This is a genomic window from Paraburkholderia sp. EG287B (genome assembly GCF_040965595.1).
Lineage (GTDB): Bacteria > Pseudomonadota > Gammaproteobacteria > Burkholderiales > Burkholderiaceae > Paraburkholderia.
Map to the genome: position 1 here is coordinate 186,310 of NZ_JBFRCG010000012.1, position 21,812 is coordinate 208,121.

The window sequence follows — 21,812 nt, forward strand, 5'->3', positions numbered from 1 at the left end:
CACATCAATACCTTCAACCTACCTAATTAAAGTGATCCAATGCCACGTAATCTAATCTTCAGCGAAAGTGAATATCGGCAACGAGTGACGAATGTGCAGGCGGACATGCGCGAGAAGGAATTAGACGCACTGATCGCCCTGGAGCCGGAGTCGGTCGCCTATCTGACGGGATATCTCTCGCCTCGGGGGTACAACGGGTTTCATTGTGCTGTGGTGCCGGCGGAGGGCGAGCCCGTCATCGTCTATCGACGCGCGGAGATCTACCATTTTGAGAAAAGTTGCGCCTTCGAGAAAAGCTTTCGCTGGTCTGATGGCGACAACATAGAGCAGTTGGTGGCGAAGGCGGTTGCATCGGTTTTAGGCAACAAAAAGCGCCTAGGCGTGGAGATGTTCTCTTGGCAACTCAATGCCTCCCGATTCAAGGCGCTCAAGGCCGTGCTGCCCGGAGATCTTCAAATCGAGGACGTAGGCAACCTGGTTCGTCGTCGCCGCATCATCAAATCCACGGCGGAGCTGAACTATATGCGACGAGCTGGTCGCGCTGCTGAGGCAGCAATGGACGCCGCGCGCGGTGTCGCACGCGTCGGTGCGAGCGAACGAGAAATTGGCGCCGCGGTAGCAGCAGCGATGGTTCGCGCTGGAAGTGATCGTGCTGAGCCGGGTCCGATTGCCTCCGGCGAAGCGGCACATTCGATCCATTGCGTGTTCACCGATCGCGTCTTGGAGCGCGGTGACACGGTGCAACTGGAAATGTGTCCCCATGTACACAATTATCACGCACGATTCTTCCGGCCATTGAAGGTGGGCGAGGCGTCACGTGACGAGATCGACTTCGCTCGGCGGTTGTTCGAGATTCAAGATGAGGCTCTTGCGCAAGTTCGGCCGAATGCGTCTGTACGGGCGGCCGACGCGATTTATCGGCGAGGCGCAGAGGCTACTGGGAAGGTGAGCGAATACCATTACAAAACGTTCTATTCGGTCGGACTGATGCTGTACCCCAATGGCGCAGAGTATCTTGAGGCGGCTCCTGTGTCGGACTGGTATTTCGAGCCAGGTATGACGTTTCACACCTACCTGTTCGTCGATGGTTTTGGCGTGAGCGAAACGATTGCCGTCACCGACAACGGCTATGAGCCGATCACCCGCTACCCACGCGAATTGCTCATCTCGTGACCTCCAAGCTGCTTTTTTCGATACATACCTGTCAGGATTGCTAACATGTCTGAAACGTTTCCGCTAGTTGGGGTGTCCGCGTGCTACCAGACAATCGAAGGATTTCCATCGCATACCGTTCACGATAAGTATGTCGAAGCGGTGTCCATTGGTGCTGGAGCAGTCCCAGTTATTCTGCCGGCGTCAGGCGAGGCGCTGGCTGAACGGGTAGTCGAATCCCTCGACGGGATTCTCTTGACGGGAAGCGCATCGAACCTTGATGCGTCGCTGTACGACAGTGATACCGTTTCGGACGGGCCGTTTGATCCGCGCCGCGACGCGACCTGCCTGCGATTGGTTGCCCTTGCAATTCAACGAGATATTCCGGTACTAGCGATCTGCCGAGGTATGCAGGAGCTGAACGTGGCTTTAGGCGGCACACTTCAGACTCAAATGGATAAGGACCCAGACTTCGCCGTGCACGTTGCAGCAGACTCCGAGGATCTTTCCGTGCGTTATGGCGCCCGACATGAGATCCACTTTGCTAGTGGTGGACTGTTCACCAAGATCATCGGTCGAACGTCGGCACGTGTGAATTCTCTTCACACTCAGCGTATCAGGGATCTTGCGGATGACCTCGAAATTGAAGCGAAGGCGGAGGACGGTGTCATCGAAGCAGTGCGACTGCCGCAAGCCACGTTTGTTGTGGGCGTTCAATGGCACCCTGAATGGGAGTTTCAACGAGATGATGTATCGTCGCCTCTTTTCAAAGCATTTGGGGACGCTGTGCGAAGTCGCTGTCGAGCACGAGCCGCACGCTAAGGGCCGCCCTCGAACAGTATGATGGACGGTCCCTTTAGAGGGCTTTTGGGTGAAACGCAAAATGACAGAAAAAGTTTTAGGGATTCTTGAGCTGGAAAACAGGCCCATGATGCATCCGGGCGCGCTCAGCGCGCCCGGCACATTCGGCTTCCCGGTCAAGCGCCTGACAGTGCCGGGGGCGACCACGAATTCGGTCGTGGGATCTTCGAGCGCGATTATCAAAGAGGCGTACATCGCTTGCGCCAAGCAGCTTGAGAGCGAAGGTGTGTCGGCGATCATCGCAAACTGTGGATTCAGCGCTCCCTTTCAGAACGACGTGGCAGCCGCCATCAACGTTCCGCTCGCGCTCTCAAGTCTCTTGCTGGTGCCACTTCTTGCTCGAACGCTACCGGCCGGAAAGGTGGTGGGGATTCTGACCTATGATTCCACGAAGCTGGAAGAGCGACATTTCGCTGGTGCAGGCTGGTCAACGCGTGAGATAAGTGTTGCTGTCGGCGGAATTGAAGGTTCCGAGACATGGCGTGAGCTCGCTGAGCCGAATCCGGTGATCTCCCCGGAAGTGGTGACTGGCGATATCGTTTCAGCCGTGGAGTCTCTGATGAAGGCGAATCCAGCGATCGGAGCGATCGTATTGGAGTGCGCAGGCTTCCCGCTGGCCGCAGATGCAGTGCGAGAGGCGACCGGTCTTCCCGTCGCTGATTACGTTAGCTTGGGACGATTAATGATCGAGATGAGTCCGTGCTTGTAGCAAGCTGAGGCGGTGACTTCCAGACGCCGATCCAAAGCCAGCGCCCGGTGCTCGTGGTCGCTGGCTTTCGGTAGCGGACGCGGTTATTCACGTTCCATGCGTTCAATCGAATCGTGCCGGAGTTCGAGCTAACTTCGCCTAGCCGTACCGGCCTGGTTAAGTGCAGGCTTTTCACTATCTGTGTCAGCAGTTTTTCACTTACCTGGCACAATTTTCACTTTCTCTGTCACCCGACAGCCGTCACCGAAGGTGCCCCTCTCCCGCCACCCATTCGGATCGACGAGCCCACATTGCGGTCTGATGACATCTCTCATGAGTTGTGGATCGGCACGTCATAGCCGTGGCTCACCTTGGCTTCAATGAGCGGCCGGTTTGAGGCAGTTAGCAGCGCGTTCGCCCAACCATTCGTTCGAGCAGGCCCAACCGCGTCTCTCTACGCGAATCGATGAACGGCCGTTGTGCTTTTGAAGCTGCCATGGATGTTGCGATGGGTCAGATGGGTCGACGGACCGCTACGGGTCGGACAGAGCCCACCCGGAAACTGCGACGGCAAAAAAGAGCCCGCCGCTCGGCGGGCTGGCGTGAGACTACAGACCCGTTGCGCTGTGTCGGGGCGACGCCGGGAGGATCGTGTGCATTCCAGCAATCAGGCGCGCCATCCGCTCGCGAGTGCCGCGCGCATGCGTCAGGCGTGCGCGAGAGACGACCAGCGACGCGATGCGAGCGCCCCAGCGACGCTGGCCGGTCGGGCGCGCGTGTTTGTGTTGGGTGGAGCGCGCCAGGGCACTGCGCGACGTTCTGGGCGCTTCGCACGTGTGGTCGAGCACCCATAAAAAAGCCCCGCTTTGGCGGGGCTTTTCAGGGCGCGAATGCGTCATCGAGTCATGCGCCTCCCGTGTCGATGATGTACGTGCCGTAGTGCGTGAAGTAGCTCAGGTTGACTTCGCCACCGTCATGCTCGTGGTACACGGTGAGCCGCGCAGTGTGCTCGGGCAGGAACCCCAGCGCGGCTATCGCGTCGCGCACTGCCTCATCATCGGTCGCGCCGTACCCGTACACGGTAGAGGCCAGCGCCGAGAGCTTCGCAACGTAACGCATGCTTACCTCCATCTCAAGCGGTGCGCGTGACTCGAAAGAGCCGGAAAGGCGCTTCCTCGAATCCGTGCGCGAGTCCGTAGCACAGCGTGACTTCGAACGCTGCGCCCGGTACGTTCTCTGCGCAGGTGCACAGATACCGGCGCGTGTGTGCGTGCTGCTCAAGCTCGACGAACGCCTCGCCGACCTGCAGTTCACTGATGCGATACGGGACCGAGCCCGGGACTAACGCGCTCGGGCGACCGCGCCCGCGCAGTGCCTCGGTTGTCTTGCTCATCGCTCAGTCCTCCATCATCGCTGCTGCGATCTCGTGCCAGTTGACCATCCCGAGTGCGTGAGTGAGCAGGTCGGTGTACACGCTCGTCGGCATCGGTGGCATGTGCGCCTCGTGCTCAGCTTCGAGGTGCCTGGCAAGCTCCCCAACAATCTCCGCATGCGCGTCCTCGTCGCCCTCTTCGAAGTTGGCTTTCAGTTCGTCGATGACTTCGCAGAAGTAGTGATACGTGCCTTCATCGTTCGTGAGCCACAAATGGACCGCCCAGGTTTCATAGTTAGTCCATCCGTTGTACTTATCAACCATCTCGCTTGCCTCTTTCAGTTCCGGGCTACCTCTAACCCTTCACCTGTAGCCTACGGGCATGTGGCGTATGCAGGGAAAATACCCGTTGGTGAACCGCTCTAGGCTCTGGTTGAGAGTAATTCTCGATATGGCGCGCACATGCCATCGCACGTGCTGGACGCGAGCGTGCGTGTTGAGGGGGAGCGGAAAGCTCGCGCAGCAGTGCGAGCAGCGAGCGCCGCGGCGCGCGTGTGCGCTCTCTCATAACTAGATACACGACGCGGCAGCTAGCGAAGCGCCTACTATATAGCCGTCGTCAACAGCCAGATGCGTTGCCGGGATTGGCTCTCTGGCGATTTGGCTTATCGTGGAGCATCTAGCGCGCCGGGTCGCGGCGTCGGCCCGATGAGCCTGATCGATCCGAAGCGGTCACTAGGTATGCTCCGAAGCGGATGTTCGCCCGGGGCGCGGTTGGGTGAGTGGCGATTCGGGTTTGGTTTCGCGCTTGGCCTCGAGCGTGCGGCGCGTCTGGCCAGGGGCACGCTCTACACGTCGTGCTGGATGTAGTCTGCCGCGAAGCGCCGCCCTCCGGCACAGAAAGCCCTACGTCACTGGCCGGAGTGGCGTGTTGTCAGTGTTCCAGCGCGTAGATGGTGTTTTGAAGGCGGCCTAGCAAGTCATCGTAAGTGATGATGTCCATCATGTTCGCGTACTTGCGCTTGATGATTTCAAAATCGAGTTGCTGGCTATCAGTCATCTTCTTTCCGCCAAGCTGGTTGCGGCCGACGATAATGATTGCCTTCGGATTTGATATCCGGATATCAAATCCAGGAGGAAGCTCGGAGGCGTAGGCCTTGGTGAGGGCGCGCTCTCCGTCGACACCCCATTTCGACAGGTGAAAGAGATACTTCTCTGCCTGCATGACGCTACCGGTCAACTCGGCAGTCGGAATGTTGTTACCTCGGTACAGTCCTTGGCGAAGAATTTTGTCTTCGAAAGGTTTTTTGAGTTCAATGACGTCGAGGTTCCCGCTCGCGTCCACTAGCCCGATATCGATATATCGCTTGGACGTTTTGCCGGACTTGCTGTAGTAGTCGTTAATTGTGATGTTTTGAAGCACCCTGATGTACTTTGGAAACAACAGTAGAAGGAATGAAACCATCCGCTGTTGCCATTCTTTCTCGGACAGGTTCTTACCGCTCAGCAGACTCTGTTGAATCTCGTCATGGATAAGGCGGTACTTGAGAACCTCCTGTTCCTTCAACGCTTTGAGTTCCGGCGGCTTTTCAGCAGAAAGTGTTCCGTTCAGTGCTGACCGCTTATCGAGGTAGGACTCGTAACGCTCCCGTGCATCCTTCATGCCGTCCACATACTGCGAGAGGATGGTGTGAACGCGTGCAGCAGCGTAGCGATTAAGCTCGTGTGTGGTCGGAAATTTCTTGAGCAACTCCTGATAGACGGGCAGTGGGATGGTCCCGGCGCGGCTGCCTCCGATAACAATAGGCTCGTCGTTATCGAGAAGATCGGAGAGTCGCTTCATAATTGACACATTTCGTTCCGCGACAAAGATCGAACGTTTGAGCCGAAGCTCGCGGCTTACGAGGACATCTCGCTCGATAGAAAAGACACGACCGGGGATCCGCAAGTACTCGTCTTCAAACGTGCCAAAGCGAAATGTATAGACGTACTCAGTAAAGTCTGTTTTGTTGGTGGGCGGATTCTTGAGGTCTGCTTCTCGAAAGGAGAATACGCGAGATACCTCCGCGGACTTCCCGCTCTTCATTTCCTCCCAGACCCACTGATTTTGAGTGCCAAATTCCGGCTGGTAGTCGCAATCGACGCCAGTCTTCGTGGTACGGAAATTCAACATGCTTCCTCTCAGTGCGGGATGATTTCGCGTCTAGTTGTGGGCTACCGAAGACTCTGGTCAAAAGTACCCACGCTTTGTCGAAGTACTGACTTTGCAGGGCCATCAGGCATTCCAACTGTGGCAGGGGATCCCGACCCACTGCAGACATTCGACGGACAGCGCCGGTGTTCGCTTTGGCGAGCCAGCGTAGGTGCTTAGATAGCGCGATGCGGTAAATCGGCACAGGACACTTAAATACTAAAGTGTCCTGCCATAGAGACGAGCTTGTGATATTGCTGAAGGCTTAGTTGCTTCGCCGCCTTGCTTGGCCCTGCAACGAGTCCAATTATCGCTTGGCGCACCACAATCCATGAATCTGTGTTTTCGCGCGGCTTTTCGTGCCATACGCCGTCCATGTACCTCAACAACCAGTCAAATACCGATGCCGCAATGGGACGCTGGCCGTGTGCGCCTGACTCTTGTATCTCGGGCCATCTAACGTCCTGATCCACATGCTGGCCCAATTCCTTGCGAAGCGCTGGCACCGCTCGGGTCCGGTCATATGCATCGAACAACTCTGGATGTGAGACGTACAGCATGATAAGGAAACTCATGAAAACTAGGTCGATTTCACCCGATTGCGTGATACGGATCGTATCCAGTATATCAATGGATCGCATAAAGTCTCGCGTTGAGAGCTTCATCATTTCGCCAATGCGAGCCAAAATGTCGGCGTGGGATGGCGTCACGTCAGGACGCTGCACGACGTTGATTATTCGCGGATCGTCGGCCATGTTCCGCTGGGTAAGCATTGCTGCGGCGAGTTGCCCAAACTGCGGAGTATCGAGGCGCGACTCGTGGTCAAAAAAGCGCCGCAAGTATTTGCGCGAATCAAACCTGGCGCCGTACACGGCCTTTATCGAGTGGGCCAATTGTTCCGAGTCCGTCGCAACCACGGTGTAAACATTCGCAACGCGGAAAACATGCTTTATCTTTTCGAGAAGTTCAATCGCGTAGGACGGGCGACATCTATCTAACTCATCCACCATCAAGAAAATCGGCAGCTTGGCCGCTGCCCTGATTTCGTATGTCTTTGCGAAGGAGGCAAACGAACTTTTGAATTCTTCGATTGCATTCTTCAGGTCTTTGTTTTGCTTTTCAAGATCGGCCTTGATTATGGAAATAATTTCCTCGCCCGCACCCTTCGCAGCTTCCTCGATATGGCTCGCAACATCGTGGAAATCTACGCCCGATAAATGCTTGATGACTGCCAGCGCGATGCCGGGGGCCGCTGTTTTTATTACTTTGGTCCCCGCGAGGGTCATCGCCTTCGCCTTGTTTGCAATTTTCCCCCTCGTGGGGAGACTGGCTGTAAGCTGGGCGTTGATTGCAGACATAAAGCCTACGAACGGATCGCTTGAGTAATCGTTCTCCCACGCATCAAAGTAAACAACGAAGTGCCCTTGTGAACGTAACATCTTTGCCCATTCGCGAAGGAAGTACGTTTTACCAAGGCCCCATTCGGCATTTACGTTCAATACAAAGCTTTCGTTTCCCGGCACACTGCCTGCAACTCTATGCCGCCCGACGAGGTAGTTAGTAAGGAATTCAGCAGCCTTCTTTCTATCGAGCTGATCGTCGTCAAAGGGTTGACTTGGTATTGCTTGTCCGTCTGCCATATCGTTCTTTTCTGGAATGGAGGTGAAGACATTAGCGCCGTCAACCGTCGATCCGCTTACGTTGCTGTATCTCCCTGATGCAGGGGGGCGCTACCGCAAGCGCAGAAGGGGTGTAGCGCGAATTGTTTGGCCGGACCGAACGCTAATTTTTTTTCAGTGGGTGCTCATCCATGAACCAGTCCGCCGCGAGCGAGAACAGGGCCGAGCGGTTCAACCCGCCGCGTCGCTTGCGATAGTGATCTATGCGCTCTAGCACTTCGGGGGGCACAGTAATACTTATCTTGATGCGGGCGCCGCCTTCGTCTTCCTCTATCTCCCCCGTACTGGCAGCGCGTTTCGTCACTGACATGTGAGCCTCGTTTGGTTAACGAGTCCGCACTATAGCAACGTCCGCAAAAGTTGATAACCGGTATGTTCACCGTGCCCCCCAAACCAGATTCCGTGTGACATGGTGTGCCGGAATACATACCGGCATGCCAAAAAATACGCATTAGCGCTACTTGTTTAACTGCCCGTTCGGACGCTAAGCGGTATCGCTTACGTGGTGTTTACGACACGGCGCGACGGTCACGGCGTTGAAAGTTCAACGTTGAACTTTCATCGGCTGGCATCGAATGTCTTGATCGGCCTCCAACTGCTTGGGGATATGACCCCGATGTGGCTGGAAGGTACGTATTGAGGCGTCGCGCATGCAGTGCGCTTCCTCTATACTGTATATATATACAGGTGTGAGAAAGTGAATGGAACCGATGTGGGAGTGGAAGTGGGCGTACTGGGACGAGAAGCTCGGGCGCTTTGAGCAGACTGCCGTCTGGATGACCGATGCGGAGGCGTGTGCCGACTTCTGGGCCTACTCGGACCAGCGCTCGCACAAGATTGAGCACTCAAAACGTGACCGCCATCGCGTTGCGGCCCGTGCCCTCGTCGATGCACCAGACAGCGAGGTTGACTGGACCAAAGAAGCACGCCAGCGTGGCGAGCGTAGTCGTTTCGGGCTCCCCCCATTCGTCACGCCAACCTACGAGGAACTTCGGCGCGCCTGGAAGGAGAACCCAGGGTGTCGGCGGTTCGCGCTCGAAGTTCAGACCGACCGCTACACATTCTCCGAGTTGGAGGCGATAGCTGCGGAGGAATACTGGCACTTGTCTAAAGACAGCGCGACCGTCGAAGACGGCCGTAGGGCTCTTGCCCGTCTACGCCGCCGTTTGATGGCGGAACTCAACCGCATCGGGACAATCGACTCGAAGAGACGGCGCTGACCAGCCCGCGCGACGCTGGGCTTACCGACTGCTGTGTGAGGCTTAGACCTGCTTAGACCGGGGCTGCCGCACTTTCAGCGGATACAAACTGGCATCACTCGAAGAGGAACACTCCGCTGAAATGAAGATGGTGCTGTTCGTCCTCAAAGTACAGGTTGGGTATCAGTCGGATTTTCTTTTTGTAGTTGTCGAATATCTCGCTGTAGTTCGGATTGTTGCCCACTGCTTTTGAATGGAGCTTGGCGAGGTAAGCCTTCGTGTCTTCTTGGGAAAAGGTAATCACCCCATTCTCGCTCCTGTAGAAACAGCGAAACGCCTGTCCGTTAGCTAGTGGCTGTAACGCAAGGAGGTTTTCTGTGGACAGGGTAATGAACTCGGCTGTCCCCATGACCTTGTCTAGGCGTGCCTCATTTAGATTGGCACCCCTGACCATTCTGTTCCATGTCCTTTTTAGACATACGAGAAAGTCGTCCTTTTTCAGCCCAAGCTCAACAAATGCGAAGTACGTCAATAGCAGCGTGAGCTTCTCGATACGAATGGACAGGAGAGGCTGCTCATCTGCCGGGACGGTGATGATATCCCCGTGTGCTATCTCGTCTCGGATCTTTCTTAGCGTGGCAAAGGCGTCTGGAGGCAGGTCAATGATTCCGATTATATCGGCGTCGGCGTGAGACAGGACGATCTCAGTTTTCTCTTGAAGTGTGTATTCCCGAGTCTGGAATATTGAGTCTGCCAAATCCTTCACTCCCGTGGCCTGATCGGGCGTTAGGGCGAAATTATTTTTATCTATCTTCTCGCGAAAAATCTTGACTGCCTTCTTTGGTATTGGAATATTCTTCTTGCCAAGATTTTGTGTTTGAGATGAGACATATGCTTCCCACAGGGTGACATAGCCGAGGACCTTGTATTCCCAAAAGTCGTTATATCGCTTCATTCCAGAGAGCCGCAACCATAGCGGATCGCGCAACTTTGATGCATAGAAATTTTGGACTATGCTTTGCCAGTTGTCTTCAAAAATTGACTTTTTGATGAAAAAGTCCATCCCGCTCTTTCTACGAGCGTCCATGTCCGGTTCGCGTTTGTAAAATGGAAAGAATGCGTATCCAGTGCGATCTGTACTAGACTTGACAACAACACTCGCGATAGAGGCTGGCGTTCCAAGGAGTATGCTCAAGAGAGCCAGCAAATCGAGGGTGTATCGTCTCACGCTATCTATGCTTAAGGGGGAAGCGCTTTCAATGCTAAAGAGCACTGAATCCTTGATCAAATGCCCGTCGTCGGTCTGAACGATGTCGGTACGTGGGTAAGCCTTGACGGCAAGGTCATTGCCATCAAGCGTTAGGCTCGCACTTATCTCGTCGGGTGTGTTATGCCACTTGATCTGTGCTCCGGGCTCGCCACTCATGCGCTGGTACTCAAAGAACCACGGCGATACGTCCAGAACCTCTATTTCAGCGAGAACGAAAGCATCGGGAGTTTCTGTGCTAACAACGTATTCGCATGAGAGGAACAGTTGCTCAAACAGGCAGTCAAAGAGGGTAAATCTTTGACCGTCCTCAGTGACTGCGTGAACCTCATCGAGTGCTTGTCGGTCGGTGAGCTTGATGCTGCTTAATCTGAATTGGACGGTCGTGCCTTTGCCCGGCCCGAAAGTGAGCCTGCCATTCCCTAGTTCCCCGAGTTCGGTGTGGGATACCGAGACGTCGTAGCTATAGTCCTTGGTGAAGTCGATTTCTGGATTCATGGATTTAAACTATCACTGTGTCTCGTATTTTCGACCTATAAGGCCCCTCAACGACCGGACCAACAACGTGAACTATCGCTCGTCTGGTGTTCAGCGGGATCGATCCGAGCAGCACCGAATACGAAGGCTAGTTGGGAGCGGGCGCCAAGTCAGTTAATATGACGTCACCGCCAAATACTGCGTCATCGTAGCCAGGTACGGAAACGTAACAGCGTTTGTACCAATGATTCACGATAGAATTTTCGGTTGGGTGTTTCGCGCGATAGCCGTCGTACACAACCCTTGTCATAAGTATTGGGGGCGATTTCTGGCTAACCTGTACCGTTCGGGTAGTCGGATGCGCAGCAAACACGTACTGGTCGGAGTGGGTAAATAGATTAACGTTCGGCAGAAAATATTCGCTCTTCAAGCCGCTTATAAAGTCTTGAACTGATTCTGTGTTCCACGAGAACTGATTGGTCAACGGATAGTGTCGTCCAACATTGACAGCCGGTTCTTCTCGGAACGTGGCATTCTTATTCGCAATATCGGTCAGTTTCGAGGCGACGTTTGCTGGGCGCCCCAGCCAAACCAGTGACCTGTAATTATGTCTCTCGACTCCATGACGTCGGAACCCGGTTTTTGTCACTAGCATGCGGCCAAAGTCAATTCCGATCCCGCACGAGACCTCATTCTGCCTAAAATGGCGGTTGATGATCCGGGACGAAACGGTATTCATCGCTTGTGCGGTTCGGACCGCGTTCGTGAAGCAATCCGCAACGTCGAAGATGACCATTAAGCGGTCGCCGATGATCCCCCGGACGTGTCCATTGTATTGCTCCGCACATCGGACCATTGCCCGAACAAACGACGAATAAAGGCGAGATACCGTCTGGGGTCTATGTTGTAGGTTCAGTTCAGTCGAGCGACGAATATCTATGAATAAAACACAAGTCTCAACGATTTTGCATGATTGCCGCATCTCATCGAGATTGGGAAATGTAATTGCACCATCATCGGAATGAGGAACTGTCTGCGTACTGGTCACGTTAATGGCGAACCTTGAAGAGAGAATCGCCTCAACCTCGTCTTCAATTGTGACGCGGAGTTCATTAAGGTTCATTATTGTTGATCACAGTATTTGCCCCGCCGCCGGAGCAACCAGCATAACCAGCGCGACGAAGATGCAGCGCGCTCCCCAGTTAAAAAGGCGCATTTTCCTTGAGGCGATGCGGCTATTTATAAAAATCTGCGCTGATAGGTCAGTGATGTAACCGTCAGTTGTAGAATGATCGATTTCGGGAAAGTAGCGAGCGGCTGAGTTTTTTGAAAACGCCTCGAAAGTCATCTTTGCGATGTCGCCAAAGAACAGCATATTGGACGTCGCAGGAGGCGATTTCAGAATCGCCTTGATAGAAAGCTTCGGTACGAACGATGCAATAGCAAAGAGCGCGCCTATCGCGAAGAATATAAAGGACAGGCGAAGCCCACTGTTGACGAACTCGGGCACCTTCTTCCCAGAGGACAACAGGCTTGCAATTCCAAGCAGCCAGGCTGAGCAGAACGTAAGTAATGCCGCATTTTTTGTCTCTGCAAACTTGATGAAGTCGAGAACGCGTCCGAGGTTTGAGGACATCAGCTTTTCAAACTGTTCTTCTTGATCGTTTTTTGCCATGGTGGGCTCGGCTATTTTCTCCGTTTTCCTAGCGAAGGTAGACCGCCCTGCATGGCTTTGCCCTCGAGCGCGCCAAAATCTGGCTTTACGAATTCCTGCGCGATTCGAGTCTCGTTCGCCCGCCTCTGGTCCAGGGCTCCAAAAAGCGCGACGAAGTTTTCAACATCCAGCCGTTCACTCGCCGGTTCCGCGCGATTTGCCTTTTTCCGGGGTGGCTTCTCAACTTCGCGGGGCACAGGCAGGCGGGTCTTCTCAACTTCGAGCGCAGGGTAATCGGGCGGCCGACTACCCCGAGACTGGAAAACTATCTCTATGAGATAGCCGAGCGTCGAGTGAACGAGTGCGAAGGCAGGTTTGTAGCACGACTGCGCGCGATGTCGCGCTTCGATCAACCTGGTTTCGTTGTGAACGGCTACGGCGCTGAGTCGGGGAATCGGCAGCGAAATCTGATTCGATGGTGAGAGGAAGCAGTCACTGGAAAATTGAAGCTCTATCACCGTCGGGATGCGGGACGCCCACTGACTGATGAGTCGCTTCAGCAAGTCAACTGAGTCGCTGCGGTTGCGCGTAAAAAGATAAGGCTCAAGTTCCTTGCGATGCTGCAATAAGAACAATGACGCCTCGTGGGGCGTGTGCGGCTTATGGGCCGAGTTCTTAAGCAGCGCCTTGAGGGTAAGCGGACCAGAAAAAAGGGAGTCTAGGACAGCTTTTTGGGCTGAGGTGGGTTTCAGGTCACCTCGAAAAATCGTGTCAACGATGGGAGGCGACTCTTTCTGAACCGCAGTCGAGCGTTGCGGAACAACCGCCGGAATGCGAGAGGGTGTTTTCTCCGGCGCTGCATGAGGACGTTGGGAAGTGACAGACTCTCTGCGTGAGCGGTTAAGACCAATTTCGCCACCTGACGGGACCGTAAATGCCGTGCGTTTTCCGTCCTTCGTAACGCGGAACAACGTTTGTGACTGAGGACCCTGGGGGCGACGGTCTAATGCCGATGGGTTTTGGAGAAAATGTGCGTGCAAGCCTCGCAGCTCGGACGGCAACTCGTTGACGTTCATTTTGCTCATGCGTGCGAGCAGTCCATCTAGCTTCGGCGCAATAAGCAGGTAGGAGGGTGCGGCAAAAATCAGCGCTTGTGGAACCTTAAGCTCTTCAAGCCGCTCGCGACCTCGGCGCATACGAGTGCCAACGGTCGTGGTGAGCGGTGCCGTTTTCGTATTCGGGGCTATCTGTACGAAATCTTCGTCACGCAGAAGCCTGAGGGCGACAAACGTGCTTTTGCATTTCGAAACGATGGCCCGACATTCCTCCTCGCCATTGAACGAGGAGGAACTCACCGAGCTAGTCTTGTAGCTCCATGTGCTTCCAGTGTGACGCGTACCTTTGTACATGCGCCTCCAGAGATCAGTCACTCATCGGACAAATGCTAGCATGTGCATCGCCCTGGGCGCGCAAATCTCAGTGGCCGCGTGCGCTTCCGTACACTCTGACCGTGCGGCGGCTTCGACAGCCGCAGATCGCTCGCTTTCGATTTAGCGGACTGACGTACTTCCGGCGATAGGCGCGCGAAAAGTTGCCGACTGCATAGGAAGCCCTACAAGCCGCTCGCGCGACGTGGGTAAGGAGTAGGCCACGCCCGAGAATGGCTTTCGCACACTCTGCAAGACGAATATTTCAGCAACCTGCCGGGCTCGATGGCGAGACGCGTGCATTACGGCGATGCGTGCGCTGGCCTCTCAGGTGCCGTCGTGGCTGCGGGCGTGGTGGTTTGCGGATACATCTGGAGCAGCACGCGCAGGACGCCGTTGGTCCAGCCAAAGCCGTCCTGCAACGGGTACTCGCCGCCGCCTGCCGTCGACGCGTTTCCAGGCGCAACGCTCACATCGTATTTTTCGACCAACTTGCCCCCTGTTTCCCCCAAACCCTTATGGCACAAGGCTTTGGGGGTATCTGCGCATGTTATACTTCCATGGTCAACGAGCTTGTGCGTGCGGGTGTAGTAGGCGAGATTCGTGGTGATCCAGCGCGTGGCGATTTCCTGCGCGAGGTCCTGCTCGCCATAGCGGCGCAGCCCCATGACCGCGAGATATTGCAGCGGCGCCCAGCCGTTCGGCTCGTCCCATTGCTGGCCGGTCGCCACCTGGGTGGTGGCGAGGCCGCCGGGGCGCAGCAGTCCGGCGCGCAGCGCGGCGGCCACGTCCTGCGCCTGGGCTTTCGTCGCGACGCCCGCATAGAGCGGGTAAACGGTCGCCGCCGTGAGCCGGTGCGTGAGCGTATGGTGCACGAAGTCGTAGTCGCTGTACGCATGCAGTTGCGGGTCCCACAGCACGCGGTCGATGGCGTCGGCGCGTTGTTGCGCGCGCTTCGTCATCAGCTCGGCCTCGCGCGCGTCGCCCTGCAGGCCGTAGGCCTTCGCGAGCGTGCGTTCGAGGATCACCATCAGCGAATTGAGGTCGACCGGCGCGAGCGAGGTCACGTCGATGGTCGAGAGCGTGTGGCCGTCGGCGAGCCAGCGCGAGCTGTAGTCCCAGCCCGTTTCCGCGCCCGCGCGCAGGTTGCGCCAGAGGTCCGAGGCGTCGCGCTGCGGCGTGGCGCGCGCGGTCAGGATGTCCTCGCGGTACGACTCGTCGCGCGGACGGTTGCGCGCGTCCCAGTAGCGGTTCAGCAGCGTGCCGTCGGGCAGGCGCACGAGGTGGCGCGCGGCGTGGCCGGGCTTGAGCGTCTGCGCGCCGGCCATCCAGTAGTCGTATTCCTTGCGTAGTTGCGGCAGGTAATGGAGGTACACGGCGTCGCCGTCTTTCTGCGCGACGAGGCTCACCATCTGCGCGAAAAACGGCGGCTGCGAGCGGCTCAGGTAGTAGGTGCGATTGCCGTTCGCGATATGGCCGTAGCGGTCGATCAGCGCGGCGAAGTTGTTCAGCTCGTCGAGCGCGAGTTCGTGGCGGCCGCTCGCTTCCAGGCCGAGCATGATGAAGTACGAATCCCAGTAGTAAATTTCGTTGAAGCGCCCGCCCGGCACGACGTACGCAAAAGGCAGCGGCAGCAGCGACGAATACGGATTCGGCTTTGCGTCGGGGCGGCGGCTCAGCACGTTCCAGAGCGTGTCGATGTGGCCGACGACATCCTGGTTCGGATCGGAGACGTAGTGGTCTTCGGTTTGCGCCGGGGCCGTGAAGGACTGGTTCACGAACTGCGTGAGCGCGGCCTTGCGCGCGGCGTTGTCGTGCAGCCCTGCGTGCTGCTGGCGCCAGCGCTCGTAGGCCGCCGTGATCTGGCTCGGGCGCTCGTTGGGCAGCATGTCGGCAAACGTCTTGCTGTCGGGGAAGATCTGTGCGAGCTGCACGTCGTGATAGAGGCGGCCGTAGAGGTCGGCGGGTGTGGCGGGCTGGCTTTCTTTTACCGCGTCATGCTGAGCCGGCGAGCGAACCGGCTTTGCCGATCGCGCCGGCGTTTGTAATTCCTGCGCGGCGCCGGGCGTGCTGGCGGAGGCTGCGGCGTCGGCGGCCTGGGCGGTTTGCGCGAGCGGCCAGGCAAGGCACAACGCGGCGGCGAGCGTGGCGGCAAACGGGATGGGGCGGGATTTCGTGGTGGATTCGGGCGTGCGGGAGCGGAACGGGAAAGACATGGCCTTGATGTTTTTGATGGGCGAAGAGCGCGCCCGCGCGAACCAGGAGCGCAGGCGAAGCGTGTCCAAGAGCAATTTCCGTTCCGCGCAGCGGGCTGGCGAGGCGGCTGGCAACTGCGTCGCTATTCGAAATCGGGATAGTGCATATTCTTCATATCGCGTTGCGCGATAACGGGTGCAGCGGCGAAACTTGCGAAAAATCAATTCAAGCAACGCCGCATCAGGAGACATCTCATGCGCACTCAGGTTGGTATCATCGGCGCCGGGCCCGCGGGCCTGCTTCTTTCCCATCTTCTGCATTTGCGTGGCATCGACTCGGTCGTGCTCGAGCTGCGTGGCCGCGAGCAGATCGAATCGACCATTCGCGCCGGCGTGCTCGAGCAAGGCACGATGGACGTGCTCACCGAAGCGGGCGTCGGCGCCCGCATGCAGGCCGAAGGCGCGCTGCATCACGGCTTCGAACTTGCGTTCGAAGGCAAGCGCCGGCGCATCGATCTCATGGGCCTCACGGGCAAAGCCATTACCGTCTACGCGCAGCACGAAGTGCTCAAGGACCTCGTGGCCGCGCGCGTGGCCGCGGACGGCAAGCTCTTCTTCAATGTCTCGGACACGTCGATTCACGGCGTCGAGACCAGCACGCCGTCGATCCGCTTCATGCACGAAGGCGAGGCGCACGAGCTGCACTGCGACTACGTGATCGGCTGCGACGGTTTCCACGGCGTGTCGCGCGCCTCGATTCCGGCGGCGCTGCGCCAGGACTACGAGCGCGTGTTCCCGTTCGGCTGGTTCGGCATTCTCGTCGAGGCGCCACCCACCTCCGACGAGCTGATCTACGCGCGGCACGAGCGCGGCTTCGCGCTCGTCAGCACGCGCTCGCCGAACGTGCAGCGCATGTATTTCCAGTGCGATCCGAAGGACAACGTCGACAACTGGTCCGACGATCGCATCTGGGCCGAGCTGCACGCGCGCGTCGATTCGCGCGAAGGTCACCAGGTGCTGGAAGGCAAGATCTTCCAGAAAAACATCGTGGGCATGCGCAGCTTCGTTACGAACACGATGCAGCACGGCCGCCTCTTTCTCGCGGGCGACGCGGCGCACATCGTGCCGCCGACCGGCGCGAAGGGCCTCAATCTCGCGGTGGCGGACGTGCGCGTGCTGACCGCGGCGCTGGTGGCGTTCTACCAGGAAGGCCGCACCGATCTGCTCGACGGCTACAGCGAAACGGCGCTGCGCCGCATCTGGCGCGCCGAGCACTTCTCGTACTGGATGACGCGCATGATGCACCGCCTCGACGACGCCACGCCGTTCGAGCAGCGCCTGCAGGTTGCGGAACTGGAGCACGTCACCACGTCGCGCGCCGCCGCGACGGCGATGGCCGAAAACTACGTGGGCGCGGTTGCCGTGTGAGGTAAGCGCAACGCATGAAACGGCCGCGCGAGTCCCAAAGGGCTCGCGCGGCCTTTATGTTTACAGCGTCGCGTTGGACAGCCTCAAATCGCCGTGAGCGGCGCGATGGCCAGTTCGTTGGCGATATCGGCGAAAGGCTTTCTCACGGAGTCGGGCAGCGTGATCGTCTGCATGTGCCGCGCGCGATTTTCCGCTTCGTACTGGCCGGGGTATTGGACCGGCTGCGCCGGATCCTGCGGCGGGCAGCTGAGCAGATAGTCGAGGAACGATTCGACTTCCTGCGAGCGCCACGTCGTGTTGAAATCCACCTGCGGATCGAGCACCAGCGCGAACAAATTGTTGGTCGCCACGCCATTGCGCGGGTTGTCCGGATGGATCGTGCCGCCGCCCGAGAGCACGCCCGCGAGCAGTTCCGCCACGAGGCCGAGCGCATAGCCCTTGTGCAGACCGAACGGCAGCAGCGCGCCGGGCGGGTCGGCGAACAGCACGTTGGGGTCGGTGCTCGGCTGGCCGTTCGCGTCGATCACCGAGCCGTCGGGTGCCGGCAGGCCGTTTTCGGCGAGCACGCGCGCCTTGTTCACGGCGATGGCGCTCGTGGCGATATCCACGACGAAGGGCGGCCGCCCGCCCGGCAGCGGACCCGCGAAGCACAGCGGGTTGGTCGTGAGCCGGGGCTCGCGCCCGCCGAACGGCGCGACGGTCGGCGCGCGATTCACCACGTTGGTGAAGGCGAGCAGCACGTAGCCCTGCGCCGCGACCATTTCGCCGTAGTGGCCCATGCGCCCCAGGTGATGGCTATGGCGCAGCGTCACGATGCACTGGCCATGTTCGCGCGCGCGAGCGATCGCGTCTTCCATCACGACCTTGCCGACGTGCTGGCCGAAGCCGCTGTGGCCGTCATAGCCGATCAGGCTGCCGCGGTCGACGACACGCTCGGCGCGGCCGTCGGCGGTGACGAAACCCGCGGCCAGCACGCGCTTGTAATTCGGCAGGATCGACAGGCCGTGGCTCGCGTAGCCCACGCGGTCGGATTCGATCAGATGGTCGGCCACGTCGGCGGCGATGTCTTCGGGCACCGAGACGTTCGTGAGCACGGCCGTGGCGAAGCGGTGTGCGTCGTCGATCTTGACTTCCATGAGCGGCTCCTTGCTAACCGTGCAGCATTCGGGTGCAGCGTTCAGATCCAGCCCAGCCAGCGCCACCACGTCGCGGCGAACAGCAGCAGCAACACGTAGCCGACGACGGTCAGCACGATGCCCACGCGCGCGAACTGCTTCGCCGTGAACGTTTCGGTGGCGAGGCACACCATGTTTTGCGGCGCGTTGATCGGCAGGATGAAGCCGAAGCTCACGACGTAGCCGAGCAGCATGGTGAGACCGAGCCGGTTGAAGTCGCCCTGCATGGACTGCAGCACCGACACGAGAATCGGCAGCATCGCGGAGGCGAGCGCCGTTGCGCTCGCAAATCCGAGGTGGATGAGGATGAGGAAGGCCGAGAGAATCGCGAAAGCCATGAACGGGGTGGCGGTGTCGAGCCCCGTGTGATGCGCGACGAGGTCGCCGAGCCATTGGCCCGCCTTCGTCGTGAGCAGCGCCGTGCCGAGGCTGATGCCCACGCCGAACACGATCACCGTGCCCCACGGAATGCGGCTTTGCACGGTCTTCCAGTCCATCACGCCAAAGCGCGGCAACAGCAGCAGCACGAGCCCCACGTAAGTGACGGAGGTGGTGTCGAACGGGTGCAGCTTGCCTTCGGTCGCCCAGAACAGCAGCAGGCCGATGGACACCCCGAGCAGGCGTTTTTGCGGGCCCGTCATGGGGCCGAGTTCGCGCAGCGAGGTTTCGACGGCTTCCTTGCCGCCCGCGATGGCGTCGGCTTCGGGCGGCAGCATCTTCAGCACGATGAAGAGCAGCGCCGCCGACATCACGATCGCCCAGGGCGCGCCCGCAATGAGCCAGTCGAGCCACGTGACACGTGCGCCGAGCATCTTGTCCATGAAGCCCACGGTCAGCAGATTCTGTGCGGCGGCGGTCTGGATGCCGACGTTCCAGATGCTCGTCGCTTGCGCGACCACGATCATGATGCCCGCCGCGATGTTCGAGCGCTTGTCCACGCCGAACGCCGAGATCACGCCCACCATGATCGGCACGACGCAGGCGCTGCGCGCGGTAGCGCTCGGCACCACGAGCGAGAGCACGATGGTCACGGCGACCGCGCCGATCAGGATGCGCCGCGTGGTGGTGCCGATCAGCGAGAGCGTGACGAGCGCAATGCGCCGGTCGAGCCCGGTGACGGTCATCGCCGCGGAGATGAAGAGGGCGCCGGCCACGAGCGCGAGCGCGGAATTGGAGAAGCCCGCGAGCGCCATGCTGATGGCTTTGTTGGTGCCGTAATCGACAGCGGGGTTTTCGATGGTGGGCGCGGTGCCCACGAGAAACGCCATGAGCGAGGTGATGATGATGGCGCTCGCTTCGTACGATACGGCTTCGGTGAGCCACACGACCACGGCGAACGCGAGGATGGCGAGCATGCGCTGGCCGGCCGGCGGGAGGCTATCGGGCAGGGGCAGCAGCAGCACGACGACGAGCGCGATCACGCCCGCGCTCAGGCCCGCGGGTATGCCCTTTTTCTGCGGCGCGGCGCTCGCATTGGCGGCTGGCTGGGGTGCATTCATGGCGATGACTCCATGTTGGGCATGCACGCGGCATGGCTCGCGTGTCGCTTCTGGCAGAGCACATACCGCGTCGAAAAGCGGCGGTGTGGCGGCTTGCGAACGAGTCAGCGCATTCGCTTCGCGGATGGTACTGCCATTCGACTGATGAAGCGTTTAGTGTGTACAGCGGGAGCGCGCGAACGTGAAGGCGGGGAAGCGCAGCGTTGCAGCATGCTGCGGGTGATGCGGGCGAGTTGAGGGTGAAGGCGTTTTAACCGGCAAAACAGCCGGTTAAAACGGCCGCTGACGCGAATTACTGGCTGGCGCCAGCCGCAGCGTTAGCTTTCTTCTGTGCGTCCTGCAGGTTCTGCGGATAGTTCGGGTCGTTCAGCGCCGGCTTGTAGCCCGCGTCTTCCAGCTTCTTCAACTCGGCATTGTTCTTCGCGCGAGCCTGCTTGCGCTCGGCCTTGCGCTGCGCTTTGGCTTGAGCCTTGGCCTGTGCTTTCTGTTCCTTCGTGAGCGGTTGCGAGGCCGCGGCGGCGGCGGGTGCGCTGGCTTCCGTTTGAGCGAACGCCGGCGCGGCAACGCCGATCAGGAATGCGGCGGTAGCCGCGGCGAGAGTCAGCTTGCTGGTGGTGGAGCGCATTGATTCCCCTAATGTTGATTTGAACGACTTGCCCAGGGCTGGGAGGATGGGCGCCAACGGCTGCGGTGCGCCCGTCCCTCAATGTAATCGATCCCCACCAAAGACGGTAGCAAGCGCTGACCCTGGCTTGCCGGCAACCGCGGCGGCTAAGCCCGGCGGCCTCATCGGGCGTTCAGGCGCCGAGCTTCGCGGCCGCTGCCGCGACTATGCGTGCGCGTGCGGCGAGCGACGCGGCTGTCTGCGCGCGCAACCTTTCCACGATCGCGCGCGGCGCGCTGGCGGGATCGCCCGCATCGAACGGCGGCGCGGGCGCGTACTCGAGTTCGAGCTGGAGCGCCTGGGCGGCTTCGTCGCCGATCAGCTCGGCGGCTAGCGTCAATGCGAAATCGATACCCGCGGTGATGCCGCCGCCGGTCAGCAGGTTCCCGTCGCGCACCACGCGCGCTTTCACGGGCAGCGTGCCGAGCGGCTCCAGCAGTTCGTGGAAGGCCCAGTGCGTGGTCGCGCGGCGGCCGCGCAGCAGCCCGGCCGCGCCGAGTACGAGCGCACCCGTGCAAACCGAGGTGACGTAGCGCGCCGTGCTCGCCTGGCGGCGCAGGAACGCGAGCGTCTCGTCGTCGGGAATCAGCTGGGAGACGCCGCTGCCGCCCGGCACGCAGATCACGTCGAGCGCCGGGCAGTCCTCGAAGGTCGTGTCGGGCGTGAGCATGAGGCCGGTGCTCGAGCGCACCGGATCGCGCGTCTTCCAGATGAGCCGCGCCCGGCTGTCCGGCATCGAGGCGAGCACGTCGTACGGACCGGTCAGGTCGAGCTGTTGAACGTTGGGAAATGCGAGAAATCCGATCTGCAGTGCCATGTAGTGTTCCCGGTCAAGGTTGGACGGTCGAAAAGGGTCGACGGTGTGCCGATGATGCGGAAATCAC

At 58.9% G+C, this 21,812-nt stretch carries 20 protein-coding genes; 5 read left to right on the forward strand and 15 right to left on the reverse strand.

Annotated elements, in window-relative coordinates; all coding sequences use genetic code 11:
• Positions 1-39 precede the first annotated feature (39 nt).
• From AB4Y40_RS23100 to AB4Y40_RS23110, 3 genes are all read left to right on the forward strand, one after another.
• Positions 40-1,173 carry a M24 family metallopeptidase gene (locus tag AB4Y40_RS23100; protein ID WP_368689739.1) on the forward strand — a complete coding sequence of 378 codons (1,134 nt, stop codon included), beginning with the start codon at positions 40-42 and terminating at the stop codon, positions 1,171-1,173.
• A gap of 45 nt (positions 1,174-1,218) precedes the next feature.
• A complete protein-coding gene (locus tag AB4Y40_RS23105; protein ID WP_368689740.1) occupies positions 1,219-1,974 on the forward strand; it encodes a gamma-glutamyl-gamma-aminobutyrate hydrolase family protein in 756 nt (251 codons plus the stop codon).
• 61 nt (positions 1,975-2,035) lie between these two features.
• Positions 2,036-2,722, forward strand: a complete 687-nt coding sequence (locus AB4Y40_RS23110) for an aspartate/glutamate racemase family protein (RefSeq protein ID WP_368689741.1) — start codon at positions 2,036-2,038, stop codon at positions 2,720-2,722.
• An 882-nt stretch (positions 2,723-3,604) separates the two neighbouring features.
• Here the strand turns inward: AB4Y40_RS23110 and AB4Y40_RS23115 are convergent.
• From AB4Y40_RS23115 to AB4Y40_RS23140, 6 genes are all read right to left on the reverse strand, one after another.
• On the reverse strand, positions 3,605-3,820 hold the full coding sequence (locus tag AB4Y40_RS23115) for a hypothetical protein (RefSeq protein WP_368689742.1): 216 nt from the start codon (positions 3,818-3,820) through the stop codon (positions 3,605-3,607).
• Positions 3,821-3,833: 13 nt separating this feature from the next.
• A complete protein-coding gene (locus AB4Y40_RS23120) occupies positions 3,834-4,094 on the reverse strand; it encodes a hypothetical protein (protein WP_368689743.1) in 261 nt (86 codons plus the stop codon).
• Positions 4,095-4,097: 3 nt separating this feature from the next.
• Positions 4,098-4,397 (reverse strand): hypothetical protein, encoded by a 300-nt coding sequence (locus AB4Y40_RS23125; RefSeq protein ID WP_368689744.1) that lies wholly within the window; start codon positions 4,395-4,397, stop codon positions 4,098-4,100.
• Between the two features lie 610 nt (positions 4,398-5,007).
• Positions 5,008-6,246, reverse strand: coding sequence for a Shedu immune nuclease family protein (locus AB4Y40_RS23130; RefSeq protein ID WP_368689745.1), 1,239 nt, complete (start codon positions 6,244-6,246; stop codon positions 5,008-5,010).
• Between the two features lie 230 nt (positions 6,247-6,476).
• Positions 6,477-7,904 (reverse strand): P-loop NTPase fold protein, encoded by a 1,428-nt coding sequence (locus tag AB4Y40_RS23135; protein ID WP_368689746.1) that lies wholly within the window; start codon positions 7,902-7,904, stop codon positions 6,477-6,479.
• Positions 7,905-8,046: 142 nt separating this feature from the next.
• Positions 8,047-8,253 (reverse strand): ribbon-helix-helix protein, CopG family, encoded by a 207-nt coding sequence (locus AB4Y40_RS23140; protein WP_368689747.1) that lies wholly within the window; start codon positions 8,251-8,253, stop codon positions 8,047-8,049.
• A 391-nt stretch (positions 8,254-8,644) separates the two neighbouring features.
• On the opposite strand from AB4Y40_RS23140, the gene AB4Y40_RS23145 reads away from it, so the two are divergent.
• Positions 8,645-9,163 carry a hypothetical protein gene (locus AB4Y40_RS23145; protein ID WP_368689748.1) on the forward strand — a complete coding sequence of 173 codons (519 nt, stop codon included), beginning with the start codon at positions 8,645-8,647 and terminating at the stop codon, positions 9,161-9,163.
• A 94-nt stretch (positions 9,164-9,257) separates the two neighbouring features.
• Here AB4Y40_RS23145 and AB4Y40_RS23150 read toward each other — a convergent pair whose 3' ends face one another.
• The 5 genes from AB4Y40_RS23150 to treF form a co-directional block, all read right to left on the reverse strand.
• A complete protein-coding gene (locus tag AB4Y40_RS23150) occupies positions 9,258-10,907 on the reverse strand; it encodes a HEPN domain-containing protein (protein ID WP_368689749.1) in 1,650 nt (549 codons plus the stop codon).
• Positions 10,908-11,034: 127 nt separating this feature from the next.
• Positions 11,035-12,009, reverse strand: coding sequence for an adenylate/guanylate cyclase domain-containing protein (locus tag AB4Y40_RS23155; RefSeq protein ID WP_368689750.1), 975 nt, complete (start codon positions 12,007-12,009; stop codon positions 11,035-11,037).
• A 9-nt stretch (positions 12,010-12,018) separates the two neighbouring features.
• A complete protein-coding gene (locus AB4Y40_RS23160; RefSeq protein ID WP_368689751.1) occupies positions 12,019-12,561 on the reverse strand; it encodes a Pycsar system effector family protein in 543 nt (180 codons plus the stop codon).
• 11 nt (positions 12,562-12,572) lie between these two features.
• Positions 12,573-13,895, reverse strand: coding sequence for a hypothetical protein (locus AB4Y40_RS23165; RefSeq protein ID WP_368689752.1), 1,323 nt, complete (start codon positions 13,893-13,895; stop codon positions 12,573-12,575).
• Between the two features lie 374 nt (positions 13,896-14,269).
• Positions 14,270-16,183, reverse strand: a complete 1,914-nt coding sequence (treF, locus tag AB4Y40_RS23170; protein WP_368689867.1) for an alpha,alpha-trehalase TreF — start codon at positions 16,181-16,183, stop codon at positions 14,270-14,272.
• A gap of 234 nt (positions 16,184-16,417) precedes the next feature.
• On the opposite strand from treF, the gene AB4Y40_RS23175 reads away from it, so the two are divergent.
• Entirely contained in the window at positions 16,418-17,590 is a 1,173-nt protein-coding gene (locus AB4Y40_RS23175) for a 4-hydroxybenzoate 3-monooxygenase (protein WP_368689753.1), read from the forward strand.
• Between the two features lie 83 nt (positions 17,591-17,673).
• On the opposite strand, the gene AB4Y40_RS23180 is transcribed toward AB4Y40_RS23175, so the two are convergent.
• From AB4Y40_RS23180 to AB4Y40_RS23195, 4 genes are all read right to left on the reverse strand, one after another.
• Positions 17,674-18,726 (reverse strand): Ldh family oxidoreductase, encoded by a 1,053-nt coding sequence (locus AB4Y40_RS23180; RefSeq protein ID WP_368689754.1) that lies wholly within the window; start codon positions 18,724-18,726, stop codon positions 17,674-17,676.
• Between the two features lie 41 nt (positions 18,727-18,767).
• On the reverse strand, positions 18,768-20,264 hold the full coding sequence (locus AB4Y40_RS23185) for a DASS family sodium-coupled anion symporter (RefSeq protein ID WP_368689755.1): 1,497 nt from the start codon (positions 20,262-20,264) through the stop codon (positions 18,768-18,770).
• A 292-nt stretch (positions 20,265-20,556) separates the two neighbouring features.
• Complete coding sequence (locus AB4Y40_RS23190; RefSeq protein ID WP_254318105.1) at positions 20,557-20,889, reverse strand: DUF4148 domain-containing protein; 333 nt, start codon at positions 20,887-20,889, stop codon at positions 20,557-20,559.
• 172 nt (positions 20,890-21,061) lie between these two features.
• Positions 21,062-21,745, reverse strand: a complete 684-nt coding sequence (locus AB4Y40_RS23195) for a DJ-1/PfpI family protein (protein ID WP_368689756.1) — start codon at positions 21,743-21,745, stop codon at positions 21,062-21,064.
• Between the last annotated feature and the right edge of the window lie 67 nt (positions 21,746-21,812).